21 protein-coding genes are annotated in these 18,336 nt (G+C 71.3%); 11 read left to right on the top strand and 10 right to left on the bottom strand.

Annotated features, from left to right (window positions below; genetic code table 11):
- The first annotated feature begins 1 nt into the window (after window position 1).
- On the top strand, window positions 2-1,237 hold the full coding sequence (locus tag ABD333_RS22100) for an ABC transporter permease (RefSeq protein ID WP_344543675.1): 1,236 nt from the start codon (window positions 2-4) through the stop codon (window positions 1,235-1,237).
- Between the two features lie 17 nt (window positions 1,238-1,254).
- Window positions 1,255-1,914 (top strand): M15 family metallopeptidase, encoded by a 660-nt coding sequence (locus ABD333_RS22095; RefSeq protein ID WP_344543673.1) that lies wholly within the window; start codon window positions 1,255-1,257, stop codon window positions 1,912-1,914.
- 33 nt (window positions 1,915-1,947) lie between these two features.
- Here ABD333_RS22095 and ABD333_RS22090 read toward each other — a convergent pair whose 3' ends face one another.
- The gene (locus ABD333_RS22090) at window positions 1,948-3,369 is read right to left on the bottom strand and encodes a helix-turn-helix transcriptional regulator (RefSeq protein WP_344543671.1); all 1,422 of its coding nucleotides are present in this window, start codon (window positions 3,367-3,369) and stop codon (window positions 1,948-1,950) included.
- A gap of 145 nt (window positions 3,370-3,514) precedes the next feature.
- Here ABD333_RS22090 and ABD333_RS22085 point away from each other — a divergent pair, with 145 nt between their 5' ends.
- Complete coding sequence (locus ABD333_RS22085; protein WP_344543669.1) at window positions 3,515-3,784, top strand: hypothetical protein; 270 nt, start codon at window positions 3,515-3,517, stop codon at window positions 3,782-3,784.
- 60 nt (window positions 3,785-3,844) lie between these two features.
- Here ABD333_RS22085 and ABD333_RS22080 read toward each other — a convergent pair whose 3' ends face one another.
- Genes ABD333_RS22080 through rpmF form a run of 3 tightly spaced genes read right to left on the bottom strand, consistent with a single transcriptional unit; the run spans window position 3,845 to window position 5,050 of the window.
- The gene (locus tag ABD333_RS22080; protein WP_344543667.1) at window positions 3,845-4,585 is read right to left on the bottom strand and encodes a class I SAM-dependent methyltransferase; all 741 of its coding nucleotides are present in this window, start codon (window positions 4,583-4,585) and stop codon (window positions 3,845-3,847) included.
- Window positions 4,586-4,598: 13 nt separating this feature from the next.
- Window positions 4,599-4,841 (bottom strand): 30S ribosomal protein S18, encoded by a 243-nt coding sequence (rpsR, locus tag ABD333_RS22075; protein ID WP_344543666.1) that lies wholly within the window; start codon window positions 4,839-4,841, stop codon window positions 4,599-4,601.
- Window positions 4,842-4,876: 35 nt separating this feature from the next.
- A complete protein-coding gene (gene rpmF / locus ABD333_RS22070; protein WP_344543664.1) occupies window positions 4,877-5,050 on the bottom strand; it encodes a 50S ribosomal protein L32 in 174 nt (57 codons plus the stop codon).
- 197 nt (window positions 5,051-5,247) lie between these two features.
- Between rpmF and ABD333_RS22065 the strand changes: the two genes are divergently transcribed.
- Genes ABD333_RS22065 through ABD333_RS22055 form a run of 3 tightly spaced genes read left to right on the top strand, consistent with a single transcriptional unit; the run spans window position 5,248 to window position 6,390 of the window.
- Window positions 5,248-5,661, top strand: a complete 414-nt coding sequence (locus tag ABD333_RS22065) for an SRPBCC domain-containing protein (protein WP_344543662.1) — start codon at window positions 5,248-5,250, stop codon at window positions 5,659-5,661.
- Window positions 5,648-6,010 (top strand): ArsR/SmtB family transcription factor, encoded by a 363-nt coding sequence (locus ABD333_RS22060; RefSeq protein WP_344543661.1) that lies wholly within the window; start codon window positions 5,648-5,650, stop codon window positions 6,008-6,010. Before ABD333_RS22065 ends, ABD333_RS22060 begins: the two co-directional genes overlap by 14 nt.
- Entirely contained in the window at window positions 6,007-6,390 is a 384-nt protein-coding gene (locus ABD333_RS22055) for a VOC family protein (protein ID WP_344543659.1), read from the top strand. The genes ABD333_RS22060 and ABD333_RS22055 overlap by 4 nt, the downstream gene beginning before the upstream one ends.
- A 15-nt stretch (window positions 6,391-6,405) precedes the next feature.
- Here the strand turns inward: ABD333_RS22055 and argG are convergent, their stop codons facing one another.
- Window positions 6,406-7,845, bottom strand: coding sequence for an argininosuccinate synthase (gene argG / locus ABD333_RS22050; RefSeq protein WP_344543658.1), 1,440 nt, complete (start codon window positions 7,843-7,845; stop codon window positions 6,406-6,408).
- Window positions 7,846-8,095: 250 nt separating this feature from the next.
- Between argG and ABD333_RS22045 the strand changes: the two genes are divergently transcribed.
- From ABD333_RS22045 to ABD333_RS22025, 5 genes are all read left to right on the top strand, one after another.
- Entirely contained in the window at window positions 8,096-8,677 is a 582-nt protein-coding gene (locus ABD333_RS22045; protein ID WP_344543656.1) for a class I SAM-dependent methyltransferase, read from the top strand.
- Between the two features lie 180 nt (window positions 8,678-8,857).
- A complete protein-coding gene (locus ABD333_RS22040) occupies window positions 8,858-10,180 on the top strand; it encodes an alkaline phosphatase family protein (RefSeq protein WP_344543655.1) in 1,323 nt (440 codons plus the stop codon).
- Window positions 10,181-10,276: 96 nt separating this feature from the next.
- Complete coding sequence (locus ABD333_RS22035; protein ID WP_344543653.1) at window positions 10,277-10,702, top strand: YciI family protein; 426 nt, start codon at window positions 10,277-10,279, stop codon at window positions 10,700-10,702.
- Window positions 10,703-10,710: 8 nt separating this feature from the next.
- Window positions 10,711-11,949, top strand: coding sequence for an RNA polymerase sigma factor (locus ABD333_RS22030; protein WP_344543652.1), 1,239 nt, complete (start codon window positions 10,711-10,713; stop codon window positions 11,947-11,949).
- A 123-nt stretch (window positions 11,950-12,072) separates the two neighbouring features.
- Window positions 12,073-12,885 (top strand): class I SAM-dependent methyltransferase, encoded by an 813-nt coding sequence (locus ABD333_RS22025; protein WP_344543650.1) that lies wholly within the window; start codon window positions 12,073-12,075, stop codon window positions 12,883-12,885.
- 49 nt (window positions 12,886-12,934) lie between these two features.
- Here ABD333_RS22025 and ABD333_RS22020 read toward each other — a convergent pair whose 3' ends face one another.
- From ABD333_RS22020 to ABD333_RS22000, 5 genes are all read right to left on the bottom strand, one after another.
- Complete coding sequence (locus ABD333_RS22020; protein WP_344543649.1) at window positions 12,935-14,272, bottom strand: sensor histidine kinase; 1,338 nt, start codon at window positions 14,270-14,272, stop codon at window positions 12,935-12,937.
- A gap of 125 nt (window positions 14,273-14,397) precedes the next feature.
- On the bottom strand, window positions 14,398-15,420 hold the full coding sequence (locus ABD333_RS22015) for a saccharopine dehydrogenase NADP-binding domain-containing protein (protein ID WP_344543647.1): 1,023 nt from the start codon (window positions 15,418-15,420) through the stop codon (window positions 14,398-14,400).
- A 163-nt stretch (window positions 15,421-15,583) separates the two neighbouring features.
- On the bottom strand, window positions 15,584-16,858 hold the full coding sequence (locus tag ABD333_RS22010) for an ADP-ribosylglycohydrolase family protein (protein ID WP_344543645.1): 1,275 nt from the start codon (window positions 16,856-16,858) through the stop codon (window positions 15,584-15,586).
- A 78-nt stretch (window positions 16,859-16,936) separates the two neighbouring features.
- The gene (locus ABD333_RS22005; RefSeq protein WP_344543644.1) at window positions 16,937-17,197 is read right to left on the bottom strand and encodes a PGPGW domain-containing protein; all 261 of its coding nucleotides are present in this window, start codon (window positions 17,195-17,197) and stop codon (window positions 16,937-16,939) included.
- Between the two features lie 4 nt (window positions 17,198-17,201).
- Entirely contained in the window at window positions 17,202-18,032 is an 831-nt protein-coding gene (locus tag ABD333_RS22000; protein WP_344543642.1) for a phosphatase PAP2 family protein, read from the bottom strand.
- Window positions 18,033-18,336: the final 304 nt, after the last annotated feature.

Here is an 18,336-nt window from a genome sequence, read left to right as displayed (position 1 = left end):
CATGCGGGTTCCGACCCATCTCGTGCCGGCACGCTTGCGCGCCGGAGACCAGGCCCGGGTGGCGAGCACCGGGCTGCGTGCCCGGCCACTGCGGGCGGGGCTGTCCGCGCTCGGGATCGCGATCGGCACCACGGCGATCGTCGCGGTCCTCGGGCTGTCGTCGTCCTCCCAGGCCGGTCTGCTGGCGGAGATCGACCGGCTCGGCACGAACCTGCTGACCGCCAAGACCGGCCAGAGTTTCACCCAGGAGGAAGCGGTCATGCCGGTCGCCGCGCCCGCCCGGGTGTCGCGGCTCGGGTCCGTCGAGGAGGTGGCGCATACCGGCACGGTCAGCGACGCGAAGGTGTACCGGAGCCCGTTGATTCCTCCGATCAGCACCAACGGGCTGAAGGTCCAGACGGCGAGTCTGAACCTGCCGCAGGTGGCCGGCGCCGGCGTCGCCCAGGGCCGCTGGCTCAACGAGGCGACGGCGACACAGCCCGCCGTCGTGCTCGGCGCGGCGGCGGCACAGCGGCTGGGGTTCAGCCGTGTCCATCCAGGGCAGCGGGTGTGGCTGGACGGGCAGTGGTTCTACGTCGCCGGGATCCTCGCTCCCGCGACCCTCGCGCCGGACGTCGACACCAGCGCCCTGGTCGGATATCCGGCGGCGCGGCGCTACCTCGGCCACACCAGCATGGCCCGCGGCAAGCCGGTGGATGGCCCGCCGAGCACGCTCTACGTACGGGCGAAGACCGACACGGTCGAACAGGTGCAGTCGGTGCTCGCCCGGACCGCGAACCCGGCGGCTCCGAACGAGGTCAACGTGAGCCAGCCCTCCGATGCGCTCACCGCGCGTGCCGCAGCGAAGGGAGCGTTCAACAGCCTGTTCCTGGGACTCGGCGTGGTGGCGCTGATCGTGGGCGCGGTCGGCGTGGCCAACATCATGATCATCTCCGTGCTGGAGCGCCGCTCGGAGATCGGCCTGCGCCGTGCGCTCGGGGCGACCCGAGGACAGATCCGCACGCAGTTCCTGGCGGAGGCGATCATGCTGGCGGTGCTCGGCGGGGTGGTCGGCGTGGCCGCCGGAGTCTTCGCGACCGCGGTGTACGCCAACGTCAAGGGCTGGGCGGTCGTCATCCCCGCCGAAGCGTGGGCGGGCGGCATCGGCTCGGCCATCGTCATCGGCGCGATCGCGGGCCTGATGCCCGCCTTGCGCGCCGCGAGGCTGTCCCCGACCGAGGCCCTGCGTACGGCCTGACCCTGAGGCGGTGAATCGTGACCTATCCACCCTTGGCGATCAAAGTGCACATCCTCGCGACCGTCACCCGGCTCGTCGCGGTGCTGCTGGTGCCGGTCGCCTTCTGCCGCGCACCGGGCCGCGCCCGCTTCCTGGCCTGCCAGTGGGCGTTGAGCCTGCGCTTCCCCGCCGAGGATCTCCGCGGGCTGGCACCGGAAACGCTGACGGCGTTCACATACGCGCGGGCCGAGGCGTTCTGGCGCGACGGGCAGCTGATCGGCCTCACCTCGGGACATCGCGACGCCGCCGAACAGCACCGGATCTTCACCGAGGAGGTGCGGCGCACCGGCTCGGTGTCGGCGGCACGCCGCCGGGTGCTGCCACCGGAGGAGTCCAACCACGTGCGGGGCCTCGCGCTCGACGTCCGGCCGACCGAGGGCGCGCAGTGGCTCGAACGGCACGGCGGGCGGTACGGGCTCTACCGCGTCTACGACAACGAGTGGTGGCACTTCGAGTACCGCACGGTCAAGCCGATCCGCCTACCGCATCCAGATGCCGCGCCTTGGCCGTCTGCACACCACGCCGCGTACGGGCTATGCCAGGCCTACGGCAACGAGTCCTGGCATAACCAACCGCGTCCCGATGGTCGCCCGCCGATGTACGGGAATCCGGCCCAGCGCCCAAGACGCCAGCCGTGAATCCAACTCCGATCACCCTCCAACGCCGACGAGTCAGGTGGACTGGCGGAAGCTGGCCGCCAGCTCCGAGCGCGATCTGATGCCCAGTTTTCGGTAGACGCGGCCGAGGTGCGCCTCGATGGTCTTTGGGCTCAGGAAGAGTGCGGCGGCGGCCTCGTTGTTGGTGGCCCCGTTCGCGACGGCCGAAGCGACGCTGCGTTCTTGCGGCGTCAGCTTCTCGGGGGGCGCGGCAGGGTCTTTTCGGACGCGTTCGCCCGTGGCGCGCAGTTCCTCGGCGCTGCGCCGGGCCCACTGGTTCGCGCCTAGCTGGGCGAACTGCTCGTACGCCTCGCGGAGTTGCCGGCGGGAGTCGCGGCGACGGCCCGTGCGCCGCAGCCGTTCACCGAAACAGAACTGCGTCCTGGCCTGGTCGTACGGCGACCCCGCGTGCGCATGCAGGTCGAGCGCCTGGACGAAGCAGGCGGTGAAGCTCTCGTCGTCGGCCAGCAGGCCCCGGCACCGCCAGGCGAGAGCCGCGTTGATGGCGAAGTCGAGGTTGCCCGACTGGCTCTCCACCTGCGCGAGGATGTCGTCCGGCACGGGCCCGTCGGAGCGTACGTACGCCTCGACCAGATCGGCGCCCGGCGGGCCGTCGAACACCGGCGGGGTGTCGGTCTGGGGGTCCTGGTGCGCGGCCTCCAGATGCTGGAGGGCCGCTCCCGGCCTGCCGAGGCTCAGCTCCAGCAGGCCCAGGGCGTCCAGCGCGTCCCGCGGGTACTGGAGATCGAACGAGCCGAGCAGGGTCAGCGCGTCGATCGCATGCTTGCGGCACGGCGTCTCGTCCCCCTGGTGTGCCTCGATCAGGGCCAGGCAGCTCAGGCCGAAGAACGACCAGAGCGAGTTGCCGGTGTCGTGCGCCAGTTCGACCGCCTCGGCGGCCTGGGTGGAGGCGGAGGAGAAGCGTCCCGACATCGCCTGGATGTAGGCGGCCGCGTAAAGCGCGAGCGGAAGGATGCCCAGCGCCGACTGGCGCCGCAGATCGTGGACCAGGGTCTCCGACAGCGCCCGTGCGGCGGGCAGGTCGCCCACCCAGGCGTGGGCGAGCGCGGTGAACACCGCGTACTCCAGGTCCTCCAGGTCCAGACCGTGCTGACGGACGATCGCGGCGGACTCGCGGAGCATCCGCAGCCCCTCGGGTACGCGGCCCAGATGGGTGAGGGCCGTGCCGATGATCAGGCCGCTGATCAGCTCCACCTGGTCGCCCGGCCGGTCCGACGGCGTCTGGGCGCGGAACGCCAGATCCACGGCCCGCACCGGGTCACCGGCCAGGAACGCCGACATCGCCGCGTCGGCGAACGCGCCGTCGGCCCATCCCGGCGATTCCCTCTCCTGCGACTCCGCGGCGTCCAGCAGGACCTTCGTGGCCCGGCCCGGGTTCCCGGTGAACATGTCCAGCCGCCCGCGCGTCCGGTCCACGGCGGCGACGTGGCCGGGGCCAAGGAGGCGCTCAACCGGGCGAAACTCTGGACGTGGATCTCGCTGGGCCTCGGCCTCCTGTCGCTGGTGCTGGTCTTCGCCGGCTAGCAAGCACGATCATCCACAACGCGCGAAGGAGTTCGTGATGACGGAAGGGTTCCACCAGCTGCCGGATGAGGCCACGCTGGAAGAAATGCCGCACATGGGCGTCGACGATTCGTACGGCGGCCTCGCTCAAGACGCCGACGGCATGATCGAAGACGGGACGGTGTCCGCCGAGGCCGAGCCGGCCGCCGCGCCCACTCCCGCGGAGCCGCCGACTCAGCAGGAGAGCGAGGAGATCTACGACTTCCTCATGGACATGCAGAACACGCGACACAACACGGCCATGACCACCATCAACAACATGCGGTAGGCGCTCGTACGGTGGCCGGCGTCTGGACCCAGGCGACCCGGCCGCCGGCGTCGTCGGCCATTAGTGGTGGGGGCGCTGCCAGGCCTGGATTCCCTCGGGCGACGCCGGGTGCGGGACCAGCCCGGCGGCCGTGAGTTCCTGGGCGAGGATCTCGTCGGAGATCACGTAGCAGTCGAAGTCCGCGGTCTCCGCGCGCACCGGCTTGTCGCCCGCCCAGGTGCGGTAGGTCATCACCCAGCGAATCCTGTCCTTGTCGATGACGTCTGCGCGGCTGACCGTGTCATAGCGGTGCCGGCCGAGGCCGCCGCCGGGCACGACCGTCTCGGGAACGGGGGTCGCCGTCTGCGGGAACTGGGTCTCCATGATGAGCGTCCCGCCGGGACGCAGCGCGCCGGCCCATTTGCGCCACAGCCGGGTTCGGTCGTCCGGGCCGAAATGCATGATGAGGTTGAACAGCACGACGGCATCGAGTTCAACGTCGAGTTCCGCGTCGAGGGCGTCGTCGGGCACCACCGTCACGTTCGCCTCGGGCAACCGTGCGAGCCGGGTCATCAGCGCCGCCCGCATGATCCGGGCGGGCTCGATGGCGAAGATCTCGGCCTCGGGGCCGAGCAGGCGGGCGAGGGTCTCGGTGAAGAGCCCCGTGCCAGGGCCGATCTCGGCGACGGTACGCGCGTCCGGCAGCAGCGTCCGAAGAGCGCCTTCCAGCGTCGCCCGCACCGGAGCCGGGAAGATCAGGTCGTAGTACGGCGCGTTGACGGCATAGCCGAGCCCGTTTTCGGCGCGTGCTGTCTCGTTCATCGTGGTCCCTTTCTCACGGTTGCCTCGGCGAGGGGCGGGAGCCGTAGGGGAGCAGGGCCATCTCGCGGGCGTTCTTGATAGCCCTGGCCAGTTGCTTCTGCTGCTGGACGGTCACTCCGGTGACGCGGCGGCTGCGGATCTTGCCGCGATCGGAAATGAACCGTCGCAGCAGGTTCACGTCCTTGTAGTCGATGTAGGCGATTCCTTGCAGCGGGTTGGGCTTGTGGCGCCGTTCGGTACGGCGAGGCGCGGGCATCTGCGTTCTCCTCTCTGTGGACAATGCGTCTTGCGTCACGTCGCCGTATCGCGGAGGAGGCCGTTCTGGTAGGCGCGTACGAGGTTGCGGGGCACGAGGATGCGGCTGCCTTCGACGGTGATGGGCACGAGGTCGGGGCGGTCGGCCTTCCACTGTGAGCGGCGCTTGCGGGTGTTGCTGCGGGACTTCTTGCGCTTGGGGACTGCCATGGGGCTCCTTGCCGGCTCGACTTGGTGACACGTCGGGGAGTTCGACGACGACACAGCGTGTGGGCAGCATGATAGCGATAATCGTTTTCGTTTGCAGAAGGGTGCCGATGGCCTTCGCGTCGCGCTTGTGAAATCGGCATCGCAACCTGTAGGTTGCGATTGATGGCAACCTCAAGGTTGCGATGCGAGGGGGATCGATGCTGGACACGATCGAGCGTGAGGTGGTGCTGGCGCATCCCATCGAGCGGGTGTGGGCCGCGCTGACCACTGCCGAAGGGCTGGCGAGATGGTTCGCCTCGGTGGTCGAGATCGATCTGCGTCCCGGTGGGCGGGCGTTCTTCCGGTGGGACGACGACGAATCGGTGGCCACGGTCGCGATCGTCGAGCCGCCGCACCGCTTCGCCTTCAGATGGGCGATCGAGGGGCTGCCGCAGGAGGACGCACTCCGGACGCTGGTGGAGTTCACGCTGGAGCCGGTGGCCGAAGGCACTCGGCTGCGCCTGGTGGAGAGCGGGTTCGCCCAGGCCGCCGACGAGGTGGCCCGGGCCGCCCACACGACCAATGACCGGGTATGGGACGTCAAACTCGCCGATCTCGATGCCGCCGTCTGACCCGGAGGCGCAAGCCATCGCGGTGTTCGGGGCGCTGACCGATCCGATACGGCGGGCGCTCCTGGACGAGCTGGCCCGCGCCGGGCCCGCCACCGTGACCGAACTGGCGGCCCGGCTGCCCGTCAGCCGGCAGGCGGTGGCCAAGCATCTGGGCCAGCTCGCCGAAGCGGGCCTGATCAGCCCCGGCGAACCCGTCGGCCGCCGCCACCCCTACCGGCTGGAACCTGCCGCCATCCGCAGCGCTCAGGTGTGGCTGGCCACCCTCGCCAACCGGTGGGACGACCGGCTGGCCGCACTGGAACACGCACTGGACGCGAACGACCAGGACCGAGGAAGCGGGACACGATGAACGAACCGAGATTCACCGCCGGACTGAACATCGCCATGAAGATCCCCAAAGCCCGGTACGAGGCCACCGTGGCCTTCTACAGAGACACCCTGGGCTTCGAGGTCAGCGAGGACGACGTCTCCAGCACGCCGACCGTCTCCCGGACCCACGCGGTGCGGTTCGGTCCGACCACCCTGTGGCTCGACTGCGTGGACAACTTCAGCCAGCCCGACCTGTGGCTCCAGCTCCACACCGACGACCTCGACGCCGCCGTCGAGCAGCTCGCCGGCACGGGAATCACCCCATGTGACGAGGTCGAACCCCTCGTGAACCCCGAATCCCGAAGCCACTGGATCACGAACCCGGCCGGCATCGTGCACCTGCTCGTGGAGACCGCCTGACCTCCGCTCGCCGGGTCAGTCGGTGCCGGACTCCATCGCGGCGTGGTCGAGGAGCTCGTCGGCGGGGGCCTTGCCGCGGGACGCGATCGCCTGCGCGCCGCCTTCGGGCATCGCGCCGATGAGAGCGGTGGAGGCGGCCTGAGGCGAGCCGACCATGTGCTGGTCGCCGACGATGCCGTGCTGGGCGTACTGCTCCAGCTTGGCGCGGGAGTCGGCGATGTCGAGGTTGCGCATGGTGAGCTGGCCGATGCGGTCGACGGGGCCGAACGCGGAGTCCTCGGTCCGCTCCATGGAGAGCTTGTCGGGGTGGTAGCTGAACGCCGGTCCGGCGGTGTCGAGGATCGAGTAGTCCTCGCCGCGCCGCAGGCGGAGGGTGACCTCACCGGTGACGGCCGATCCGATCCAGCGCTGGAGGGACTCGCGGAGCATCAGGGCCTGCGGGTCCAGCCAGCGGCCCTCGTACATCAGCCTGCCCAGCCGGCGGCCCTCGTTGTGGTAGGTGGCGAGGGTGTCCTCGTTGTGGATGGCGTTGACGAGCCGCTCGTAGGCGGCGTGCAGCAGCGCCATGCCGGGCGCCTCGTAGATGCCCCGGCTCTTGGCCTCGATGACGCGGTTCTCGATCTGGTCGGACATGCCGAGGCCGTGCCGGCCGCCGATCGCGTTGGCCTCCAGCACCAGGTCGACGGGGGAGGGGAACTCCTTGCCGTTGATCGTCACCGGGCGGCCCCGTTCGAAGGCGATCGTGACGTCCTCGGCGGGGATCTCGATGGAGGTGTCCCAGAACCGCACGCCCATGATCGGCTCGACCGTCTCGATGCCCGCGTCCAGGTGCTCCAGCGCCTTGGCCTCGTGCGTCGCGCCCCAGATGTTCGCGTCGGTGGAGTAGGCCTTCGCGGTGCTGTCCCGGTACGGAAGGCCGTGGGCGAGCAGCCATTCGGACATCTCCGTGCGCCCGCCGAGCTCGCTGACGAAGTCGGCGTCCAGCCACGGCTTGTAGATCCGCAGGGAGGGGTTGGCGAGCAGGCCGTAGCGGTAGAACCGCTCGATGTCGTTGCCCTTGAACGTGGAGCCGTCGCCCCAGATCTGCACGTCGTCTTCGAGCATCGCCCGTACGAGCAGCGTTCCGGTGACGGCCCGGCCGAGGGGCGTGGTGTTGAAGTAGGCGCGGCCGCCGGTCCGGATGTGGAACGCGCCGCACGCCAGGGCGGCCAGGCCCTCCTCCACGAGGGCGGCCCGGCAGTCGACCAGCCGGGCGACCTCCGCGCCGTACGCCGTGGCGCGGCCGGGGACCGAGGCGATGTCGGGCTCGTCGTACTGGCCGAGGTCGGCGGTGTAGGTGCAGGGCACCGCACCCTTCTCGTGCATCCACGCGACCGCTACCGAGGTGTCGAGGCCGCCGGAGAAGGCAATCCCGACGCGTTCGCCGACTGGGAGGGAGGAGAGCACCTTGGACATGAGCAAGAGTATGCACTGTTATGCATGGTCATGCAACGGGGGTGCGGAAATCTCCGCGTGCTTTTTCGTCTCGGGACGGGACGGTCGACCAGTGGGGTCGGCGCCGGGCTGTCACCCGATCCTTGCGGAAAGTGGGTGACAGGCGGGGTGCGGGGCCGCACTCTGGTGGTGTCGCGCGGTGCCGCGGACGCCGCGCCGGGTGGTGGACGGGTCCCATGATCGATGAACGCACGGGGGAGCGGCTCGGCGCATGAACGGCTACGGCGAGGACGCGGACGTTCTGGCCCGGCAGTACGAGGGCCTGCGGTTCACCGATGTGCACGGTGCCGTGCTGCATCTGTTCCCGGAAGCCCCCGCGTCCGTGCTGGACGTGGGCGCCGGGACGGGGCGCGACGCGGCCGCCCTGTCGCGGCTCGGGCACCGGGTGATCGCGGTGGAGCCCACGGCGGAGCTGCGGGCCTTCGGGCGGGACGCGCATCCGGAGCCCGTCGAATGGGTCGACGACGCCCTGCCCGAGCTGCCCGTGGTGTCGGCGCGGTTCGAGGCGTTCGACATGATCCTGCTGTCGGCGGTGTGGATGCACCTGGACGACCAGGAACGGGCGGTCGGGATGAAGCGCCTGGCGGGCCTGCTGGCCGCGGACGGGCGGATCGTCATGACGTTGCGGCACGGGCCGGCGCCGCGCAACCGCCGCATGTACGAGGTGAGCGCGGCCGAGACGGTCGCCGTGGCCAGGCGGGCGGGCCTTGCCTGCGTGCACCGCAGCCGGGGTGAGGATCTCTTGGGGCGCCCGGGCCTGCACTGGAGCTATCTCGCCTTCGATCCCCTCTGATCGTTCTTCTGGCCGCGAGTGGCCGGTCCCGGACAGCGGGGCTCGCGGCGTGGCGGGTGTCCCGCGCTTCTCTGAAAAAACTTCATCTTCCGCGTGCTGATTTGTTGGTTGTTGTTCTATCCCGCTGGGCTCGGTGTCGTCATGCTCCCCACGCATCCCCCGCGTGAGAGGACGAGTGGCATGGACGAACTGACCAGGCGTGGGTTTCTCGCCGGCTCGGCGGCCACGGCGGCGGCCGCCACGGTGGCGGGCGGCGCGGCCCAAGCCGCGGCGGCGGAGGCCGGGGCGGCGCAGACCGGCGCGGTCTCGCGGCGAGCGCCGGTGTCCGAGCTCCCGCGGCCGGACGAGTCCGGCATCGACCACATCGTCGTCGTGATGATGGAGAACCGGTCGTTCGACCACTACCTGGGCTGGCTGCCCGGCGCGGACGGGCGGCAGGCGGGGCTCACGTTCACCGACAGGGAGGGCGGGGAGCACGCGACCCACCACCTCAAGGCCCCGCACGGCTGCGGCTTCCAGGACCCCGACCACAGCTACGCCGGTGGCCGCGTCCAGCTGAACGGGGGCAAGTGCGACGGATGGCTGCGGTCCGGCGAGAGCGATGTCTTCGCCATCGGGTACTTCGAGGGCCCGGACCTCAACTTCTACGGCGGCGCCGCCCGGGACTGGACGGTGTGCGACCGCTACTTCCCGGCGATCATGTCCTCCACGTTCCCCAACCGGATCTTCCAGCACGCGGGGCAGACCGACCGGATCAACAACGCGTTCGAGTTCTCCGAGCTGACCACGATCTGGGACCGGCTCGCGGCGAAGAAGGTCCCGCACAAGTACTACTTCAGCGACGTTCCGTTCACCGCCCTGTGGGGGCTCAAGCACCTCGGCATCAGCCGGCACATCAGCGAGTTCTACGGCGACGCGGCGCGGGGCAGGCTGCCCGCCGTCTCGTTCGTGGAGCCGGGCTTCGTCGGGGAGCTCGTCCCCGGCCTGTCGGAGGACGAACACCCGCTCGCCGACATCCGTTTCGGGCAGCACTTCCTCAACAAGGTGTACGAGGCGATCACCAACGGCCCCGGCTGGGGCCGGACGCTGCTGGTCATCAACTATGACGAGTGGGGCGGCTTCTTCGACCACGTCGTGCCGCCGGAGGGACCCGACCCGCGGCCCGACCTCGGCACGGGGCTGCGCGGTTTCCGGGTGCCGTGCCTGCTGATCTCCCCGCGAGCCCGGCGCGGCGCGATCGCGCACGAGGTGTACGACCACACGTCGATCCTCAAGGCGATCGAATGGCGGTGGGGGCTGGAGCCGCTGTCGGTCCGCGACGCCGCCGCCCGCAACATCGCCGAGGCCCTCGACTTCGCGAGCGAGCCGAACCTGCACGCGCCCCGCTACAAGGCGCCGCGGCCCATCACCCTGGGCTGCATAGCACCTGGCCACGTCCACTTCGGCGACGACTGGGACCAGCTGCGCCGGTACGCGGCCAGGAAGAACTTCGGCAGACGCTGAGGTTTCTGAAAATCTTGGGGACGGGTGTCCGGTCGGCGGCCGCGGCTCCGACGTCTCTGGTGAAGGCGCCGGAGGGGCGCCGCCAGAGAGGAGCCGATGATGAAGTACATGATCATGATGTACGGATCGCAGCGGGACTACGACGTTCTGACCGGCCAGGAAGGGGCCACGCCGGCCTGGGAGGAGAAGGACGTCGCGGCACTGCACGAGTTCATGGCGGCCTGGAACAACGCGCTCGTCGAGTCCGGCGAGTTCGTCGAGGGCCACGCGCTCACCGCGCCGGTGCACGCCCGCCGGATCGGCGTGCGCGACGGGGCCCCGGTGGTGACCGACGGGCCGTACGCCGAGACCCAGGAGGTCCTCGCCGGGTTCACGATCGTCGAGTGCGCGAGCTTCGACCGGGCGACCGAGATCGCCGCGCGGCTGGCCGACACCCCGCACCCGCCGGACGCCGACCTGGGCCGTGACTGGTACGTGGACGTGCGTCCGGTCGCGGGCGGCGCCGGTGACTACGACCTCTAGGTATCGGCGTGGCCGCTGCTGAGGCGTCCGAGGACCTGCTGCGCACACTGGCGCCGCAGGTCCTCGGCGCGCTCGTGCGGCGGTACGGGAACTTCGACACCGCTGAGGACGCTGTGCAGGAGGCCCTGCTCGCCGCCGTGACGCAGTGGCCGGTCGAGGGCGTTCCGAACGACCCGCGGGGCTGGCTCATCACGGTCGCGGCGCGGCGCCTGACCGATCTGCTGCGCAGCGAGCAGGCCCGGCGGCGGCGCGAGAACACGATCGCCCAGTGGGCGCTTCCCGGCCGGTGGATGGCGCCCCCGGCCGACTACCCGACGACCGCATCCGACGACACGCTGATCCTGCTGTTCATGTGCTGCCATCCGTCGCTGACCCCGGCCTCGCAGATCGCCCTGACGCTGCGGGCCGTCGGCGGCCTGACCACCACCGAGATCGCTCGCGCGTTCATGGTGCCCGAGGCGACCATGACCCGCCGCATCAGCCGGGCCAAGCGGAGCATCCGGGCCGGCGGCGTCCCGTTCGGCATGCCGGTGGACCACGACGAGCGGCTCGGCGCCGTCCTGCACACGCTCTACCTGATCTTCAATGAGGGGTACGCGAGCACGTCCGGTCCCGACCTGTTCCGTCCCGAGCTGTCGGCCGAGGCGATGCGGCTGGCCCGCATGGTGCACCGGCTGCTGCCGGGCGACGGCGAGGTGGCCGGGCTGCTCGCGCTCATGCTGCTGACCGACGCGCGCCGCCCGGCGCGGATCGGGCCGGACGGGGCGCTGATCCCGATGGCCGAACAGGACCGCTCGCGCTGGGACGCCGCCGCCATCGACGAGGGCGTGGCGCTGATCAGCGCGGCGCTGCCGCGCGGAAGGCCGGGTCCCTACCAGCTCCAGGCGGCGATCGCCGCGGTCCACGACGAGGCGCCGACCGCGGCGGACACCGACTGGCCGCAGATCAAGGCGCTGTACGAGGTGCTGCTGCGCCTCGCCCCCAACCCGATGGTGCGGTTGAACCACGCGGTCGCGGTGGGCATGGCCGACGGCCCGCCGGCAGGGCTCGCGCTGCTCGACGGGCTCGCGTCCGACGAGCACGTCTCGAACGATCACCGGCTGTTCGCCGTCCGTGCGCACCTGCTGGAGATGGCCGGCGAACGCGAGGCGGCTCGCACCACGTACGCGGAGGCCGCGCGCCGGGCGACCAGCCTGCCGCAGCAGCGCTACCTCAACGCCCGCGCCGCCCGCCTGTCCGTCCGCTGACCCGCCCCGCCCGGACGGCCGCCGAATAGTCCGTTTCGTACCTTCGGCGCGAAGAGATCATCTAGCTTTGGGGATCGTTGTCCGTGCGGGCTGTCCGCACGCGCTGATCGTGGAGAGCGCGAGATGACCGAGCAGGAGAGCGTGTCCGATCAGTACAGCAGCGGTGTGCTGAGCCACGACGTCCCGACCGAGCTGGACCGGCTCCGGCTGCTGGAGGAGCACCTCGATCCGGTCACCCTCGACGTGCTCGGTGCCCGGGCCGGGGAGCTTCCGGCGACCGCGCGCTGCCTGGAGCTCGGCGCGGGCGCCGGGTCGGTGACGCGCTGGATGGCCGGGCGCTTCCCCGCCGGCACGGTGACGGCCGTCGACATCGACGTGCGATACCTGGACGCGAGCTGGGCGCCGAATCTGGAGGTACGGGAGGGCGACCTGCGGCTCCTGGACTTTCCCGCCGGCTCGTTCGACCTGATCCATGCGCGTGCTCTGTTCATGCACCTGCCCGAACGCGAGGAGCTGGTGAAGCGCGTCGCGAGCTGGCTTGCCCCGGGCGGGTGGCTCGTGCTGGAGGACATCGGCAACTTCCCGAAGGCCACCTCGCCCTATCCACTCTGGAACAAGGCCATGACGGCGGTCGCCGACCTGCTGAGCAGCCAGGGCGAGGACGTCGGGTGGGCGCGGCGCAGGCAGCCCGCGATCCTGGCCGACGCGGGGCTGGTCGACCTCGGCCTGGCGCTGGAGGTCTTCATCGTCGGCGACGGCGGCCCGACCGAACGGTTCTGGCGGATCTTCCTCGGCCAGCTCCGTCCGGCCCTCGTCGCCCGTGAGCTGATCACCGACGCGGAGATCGACGCCGCGCTCGCGCTCTTCGGCGACCCCCGGTTCGTGGACGCCGCGGAGGCGCTCGTCAGCGCGTGGGGACGCCAGCCCGCGATGTGATCGCCAGCCCGCGATGTGATGGCCAGGCGGCCCGCGACGTGACGCCGCCTCAGAGGAGGGGAAGGCGCAGGACGAAACGTGCGCCGCGCGGGCTGTCCTCGATCCGGAGCGAGCCGCCGTGGGCGAGCGCGATGTCACGGGCGATGGCGAGCCCGAGCCCGGCGCCGCCGGAGCCGCGACTGCGGGCCGGGTCCAGGCGGGTGAAGCGGTCGAACACCCGCTCCCGGTCGGCCTTCGGGATGCCGGGGCCGTCGTCGGTGACGACGACAACGGCCACGCCCGGTTCGTCGACGGCGCGCCGGACCTCGATCTCGATCGTCTGCTTGGCGTGCCGTTCGGCGTTGTCGAGCAGGTTGCCGAGCAGCCGTGCCAGCTGCACCCGGACGCCCGTGACCGTCAGGCCGGGGGTCAGGTGCGTGCGCGGCGCGGCGATCCAGGACCGGGTGGCCACCTCGGCGCGGACGAGTTCGGCGAGGTCGACGTCCTCCTGCACGGCCGCGCCGGTACCGATCCGGGCGAGCAGCAGCAGGTCGGCGACGATCGACTCCAGCCGGTCGGTGGCGCGCAGCGCGGCCTGGGTCGCGGCCGGTATGTCGGTGTCGTTCGGGTACATCGCCAGGTCTTCGAGATTGACCCGCAGGCCGGTGATCGGGGTGCGCAGCTCGTGCGCGGCGTCGGAGGCGAACTGGCGCTGACGGGTGACCGACTTCTCCAGCCGGTCCAGGGTCTCGTTCGCGGTACGGGCGAGGTGGGCGATCTCGTCGGCGCCGGGAGGCTCGGGCACCCGCCGGGTCAGGTCGCTGCCGCTGATCTCGGCCAGCTGCAGCCGGATCTCCTCGACCGGCCGCAGCGTACGGCCGACCACCTGCCAGGTGGTCCCGGCGGCCAGCGCGGCCAGCGCCACCACGGCGCCGGCCAGCAGCAGTTCGAGGAGGCCGGACGTCATCACCCACGGCAGCCTGCTCGCGCCGTACACCGTGGGGGAGTCGGGGGCCGTCGTCACCCGGATCGCCCAGACCGCGTAGCACTGGCCGTCCAGGCAGACGGTCACGTCGCGGACCCGCGACTCGGGGCGGGGCCGCACGTTGACGAGCGGAGGCCGCCCCGCCGCCTTCGGGCTGGCCGCCAGCACCAGGCCGTCGGACGAGACCAGCTGGACGAGCGCGGCCCCGCCCGCGTCCTCCCTGATCGGGTTGTCCAGTTTCCCTTCGCGGACCGCCGCGCTCGCCTGCCGGGCGACGTACTGCGCGTCTTCGAGGGCCCGCTGCGTGAGCATGTTGCGCAGCAGCATCTCGGACGCGCCGGCGAGCGCGCTCAGCACCAGCAGGGCCACCACGGCGGAGATCACGGTGTCTCTTCCGCGGATCGACCGAGGCAGCAGGCGCATGACGACCTCGCTCCGACGAGCCGGATATATCCGGCGGGATTCCGCGGGAGGCTCAGCTTAGATCGCCGGTGCCGCCGATGGTGGCGCCACGTCGTAAACCGGACACCGGATGCCGGTGACGAGCGTCATGGGGCTCGCCTCTCGATGGTCAGCGTGAACGCGCCGAGCCGTTCGAGCGCGCGGAGCAGGACGTCGGCGGGGAACGCCTCGGCCGGGCTCAGCACACCCGCCTTGGACGGCACCTCCATCAGGCGGAGCGCGGCCTCGACGCAGGCGAGGGCCCCGGCCCGCCGCGGGTCGGTGCCGGTCACCCGCCCGGCCCGGCTGCCGTGCGCGGCGATGACCTGGGCGGCGACGGTGAACTCGCTCCGCCCCCGCCCGGCGGTGCCGGCCTGCTCGCCGACGAGGACCTGCCGCTCGGTGAACGTGTCGGCGGTGAACAGCGCCTCGACGGTACGGGCGGGCACGTGCCGCGGGATCGTCACGATCTCGCAGGACGGGAACGGGGCGATCATCGTGCGGGGGCCGATCGGCGGCGGGAACGCGAAGACGACGTTGCGGGGCCTCACGTACCCGATCTGGAACTCGCCGCCGGTGTAGGTGATGCGCTCGGCCTCGGCGAACAACCGCGCGGCGGTCTCCCTGGCGCCGTTGTTCGCCTGCCGGCCGCTCACCGCGTACGCGGTGGTGACGCGGTCGATGCCGTGCAGCCCGTCGGCCACGGCGTCGGCCAGCAGGTCGCCGATGCCGCCGTACAGGCTCATGCCCGGCACCATCGCGATCCCGGTGCTCTGGACCCTGCGCTGGAAGTCCTCGAAGAGGCGCCGCACGTGATGGGGCTCGACCGCGTGGTCGACGTAGTGGCATTCGGTCTCGACGCAGGCGGTGGCGACCGGCTCGCCCGTCACCGTGAACGGGCCGGCGCAGTGGATCAGGACGTCCGCCTGCTGGGAGAGCTCGCGAAGGGCGGCGGGGTCGTCGAGCGGTGCCGGGTGGACGGGGTAGCCGAGCTCGGCGCCCATGACGTCCAGCGCGCCGGCGTCGCGCCCGCCGAGGATGACGTTCTGGTTCCGGGAGCGGAGCTCCGCCGCGACCAGCCGGCCGGTGTGGCCGTACGCTCCGTAGACCGCGATCACCGGTGTGGACATGGGCCGGCCCGCTTTCCTACTGGAACGTGATTCGGAAATTACCTACCCGGAGTAGAGCCGTCAAGGGCACGGTGACCACGTTCGAAACCGTTCGAACATCGCAGGTGAGAAGGGGTGCCTGAGGTGCGGGGGTGCCGCGCGCGGGAGGAGGGACGACGTCGGCTCAGCACCAGTAGCCCAGCAGGAGGCGCTCGATCATGCCGTGCAGCACGCCCGTCTCGTGCTCGTCGTCCCCGCCCTTGTAGATCCCGCGATCGCGCTCGATCCACGCCTCGGTGATCTGGAGGCCGCCGTCGACGGGCTGGAAGAAGGCCTCGTAGATCTTGTAGCCGGTCCAGCTGCGGTGGAGATGGAGCCGGTCAGCCTCGACGTAGGCGAACCACTTCTCCTCCATCTCCGCCGGGACGAGGCCCCGGCGGATGGTCTCCCACTCGTACGGCGCCCAGATCCGGTCCGGCGGCGGCAGCGGCGCGGGCCGCCGCATCGGCTCGGTCTTCCAGTCACGACCCGTCGCGGTGGCCGGTCTCGTCACCGGCGGGATCACCAGCCAACCGGGCAGGTCCTCGGTGCCCCGATCCCACCAGGTGGGCAGCGTGCCGGGCTCCATCCCGGCCGCGACGATCCCGCCCACGATCGCGCAGTTGGTGTCGATCCCACCCACCTCCCCTTCCCCCTTCATGGCCGCCGCGGTCGCCCAGACGGCCTCCTCGAAGTCGCCGGCGTGCTTGGCGGCGGCCCAGAGCGTGAAGGGCACCGTGTCCTGCGCGCTGACGTCGCGTCCGTTCCCGAGCTGCTCGGCGGCGGCGCGCGGGTCGCTCAGCGTGAGGAGCCGGCGGGCGCGCACGACGCCGTCGCGGACGCGGCCCTCGGCGACCTGATCCAGGACGGCGTCGATGATCTGCCCGGGCGAGCGGCGGCCGGACGCGACCGCAGCGGCGGCGACGGCGACCGCGACGGCTCCGGCGACCGCCTCGGGATGGGTGTGGGTCACGGTGGCCGAACGTTCGGCCAGGTGAGCGGCGCGCTGCGGGCAGCCGGCGTGGTAGGCGCCGAGCGGCGCCACGCGCATCGCCGCGCCGTTGCCCCAGGAGCCCTGGCCGTCGAAGAGGCCGGCGAGCTCCTCACGCCAGTCCGCCCCCTCCCGGACGAGGCGCAGGAACCGGTTGGTGGACGGCCCGTAACCGCGGTCGAAGTCGTGGTGGCCGGCGAAGCGCCCGACGAGCCGGTCCTGGTCGAGGTCGCCCCCGGCCAGCGCCAGCTCCAGGACGAGCGCGCTCGCCATCTCGGTGTCGTCGGTCCACCGCCACGGCGCGGGCGGCAGCGAACGGGACTCAAGCCCGGGGCGGTTGGCGGGCACGAAGAACTGGGAGCCGAGCGCGTCACCCACCGCGAGACCTCGCAGCGAGACGAGCGCGCGCTCAAGACGATCAATGGTCATCGGGGGGATTGTCGCACCTGGCGCCCACTCCAGGTGCGACCGTGCGTCCAGGAGCCGCCGGTGTCGCCCCGCCTCTGGTCAGTCCCGCGCGGTCTTGACGCTCTCGGCGCTCTCGGCGGTGTCGCTCGTCTTGCCCTGCCGGTCGCGGCCGACCCGGCCGCGGACCTTCTGCCACTGATCGTGGAAACGGGCGCGGGCCCAGTCGTTCACCCGCTTGGCGGTCTCGAACTCGGTGGCCAGCAGCGCCAGACCGGCGAAGATCGCGAGAATGCCGGGGCCGGGCAGCACCAGCATCGCGATGCCCGCGGCGATCAGCGCGGTGCCGGCGACGCCGACCACGGCCTTACGCAGCAGCCGTGTCCCGGGACGGCGCGGGGACTCGTTCTCCGGGGGTTCCTGCTTCGCCGGCGTCAGGCCGGCGGACGGTGGCGAGGTCAACGGTCCTCCCGTGGGCGTCGGGCGCGACCGGCTTCGGCGGCCGCAGGGTCACAATGGTGACAACGAGCACGACCGTCGCGACGATCCCGTCCAGCCAGTAATGATTCGCCGTGGCGACCACCACGAACGTGGTGATCACTGGATGGGCGACGCTCAGCCAACGCCAGGGCCCGCGGGTGGCGGCGATGATCCCGACCGCCACCAGCACCGACCAGCCGACGTGCAGCGAGGGCATCGCGGCGAACTGGTTGGCCAGCTGGTCGGACTCGGGCGATCCGTAGACGGCCGGTCCATACCGCGCGCCCGTGTCGACGAAGCCGAGACCGCCCAGCATGCGCGGCGGGGCGAGCGGCACCGCGAAGTGCACGACCAGCGCGAGGCCGGTCAGCACCGCGAGCACCGTGCGCGACCACCGGTAGTGGGCGGGATGCCGCAGGTAGAGCCACACCAGGAAGACCGCGGTCACCGGGAAGTGCGCGAACTTGTAATAGACGTTCGCCGCCCGGACCGCCCCCGGCTCGTTCAGGAGCCAGTCCTGCACCCGCGCCTCGTTCGGCAGCCGCAGCGCCCGCTCCAGCTCCCACAGGCGGCCCGCGTTGCCGAAGGCCGTGGCGACGTGGTCGGCGGCCAGCACGCGCCCGAGCTTGTAGGCGGCGAAGAGCACGGCGATGAGGAGGAGTTCTTTGCCCGCGCGCCGCCAGGGAATCTGGAGGGCCGGTGCGAACGCGGAATGCATGGAGGCCTCACCCCGTTGTGAAGAACACTCTCTTGACCCCAGCATTGACCCGTTCCTCTGAAAAAGGAATGGCCGTTTTATATGGTGCTCGTCACATCGGGCTCGGGGGATGTGGGCTCGGGCGGGGCGAAGGGGGCCGCGGCACCGATGTGCACCCATCGGCTGGGCGCCGCGACCCCTTCCCCCGCCCCGAGTGGACCGCCGCAGGCTTGAGGAACGGCCATGGCCGTTCCTGCCCCCCACTGGCCCTGCCGGCGGCTCCACGGAATTCGATGAAGCTAACCGGGTACCGCGCGGTAGGTTC

This window comes from Actinomadura fulvescens (assembly GCF_039533225.1).
Classification (GTDB): domain Bacteria; phylum Actinomycetota; class Actinomycetes; order Streptosporangiales; family Streptosporangiaceae; genus Spirillospora; species Spirillospora fulvescens.
Note: the sequence above shows the minus strand (reverse complement) of the source record. Positions and strands in the feature narration are given on the sequence as shown.

Coding starts and splice junctions, on each gene's coding strand:
- ABD333_RS22025 (WP_344543650.1), top strand. CDS start 12,073: ATGACCGAGCAGGAGAGCGTGTCCGATCAGTACAGCAGCGGTGTGCTG.
- ABD333_RS22020 (WP_344543649.1), bottom strand. CDS start 14,272: ATGCGCCTGCTGCCTCGGTCGATCCGCGGAAGAGACACCGTGATCTCC.
- ABD333_RS22010 (WP_344543645.1), bottom strand. CDS start 16,858: ATGACCATTGATCGTCTTGAGCGCGCGCTCGTCTCGCTGCGAGGTCTC.
- ABD333_RS22055 (WP_344543659.1), top strand. CDS start 6,007: ATGAACGAACCGAGATTCACCGCCGGACTGAACATCGCCATGAAGATC.
- rpsR (WP_344543666.1), bottom strand. CDS start 4,841: ATGCCCGCGCCTCGCCGTACCGAACGGCGCCACAAGCCCAACCCGCTG.
- ABD333_RS22035 (WP_344543653.1), top strand. CDS start 10,277: ATGATGAAGTACATGATCATGATGTACGGATCGCAGCGGGACTACGAC.
- ABD333_RS22065 (WP_344543662.1), top strand. CDS start 5,248: ATGCTGGACACGATCGAGCGTGAGGTGGTGCTGGCGCATCCCATCGAG.
- ABD333_RS22045 (WP_344543656.1), top strand. CDS start 8,096: ATGAACGGCTACGGCGAGGACGCGGACGTTCTGGCCCGGCAGTACGAG.
- rpmF (WP_344543664.1), bottom strand. CDS start 5,050: ATGGCAGTCCCCAAGCGCAAGAAGTCCCGCAGCAACACCCGCAAGCGC.
- ABD333_RS22100 (WP_344543675.1), top strand. CDS start 2: ATGCGGGTTCCGACCCATCTCGTGCCGGCACGCTTGCGCGCCGGAGAC.
- ABD333_RS22080 (WP_344543667.1), bottom strand. CDS start 4,585: ATGAACGAGACAGCACGCGCCGAAAACGGGCTCGGCTATGCCGTCAAC.
- ABD333_RS22040 (WP_344543655.1), top strand. CDS start 8,858: ATGGACGAACTGACCAGGCGTGGGTTTCTCGCCGGCTCGGCGGCCACG.
- ABD333_RS22085 (WP_344543669.1), top strand. CDS start 3,515: ATGACGGAAGGGTTCCACCAGCTGCCGGATGAGGCCACGCTGGAAGAA.
- ABD333_RS22000 (WP_344543642.1), bottom strand. CDS start 18,032: ATGCATTCCGCGTTCGCACCGGCCCTCCAGATTCCCTGGCGGCGCGCG.
- ABD333_RS22015 (WP_344543647.1), bottom strand. CDS start 15,420: ATGTCCACACCGGTGATCGCGGTCTACGGAGCGTACGGCCACACCGGC.
- ABD333_RS22060 (WP_344543661.1), top strand. CDS start 5,648: ATGCCGCCGTCTGACCCGGAGGCGCAAGCCATCGCGGTGTTCGGGGCG.
- argG (WP_344543658.1), bottom strand. CDS start 7,845: ATGTCCAAGGTGCTCTCCTCCCTCCCAGTCGGCGAACGCGTCGGGATT.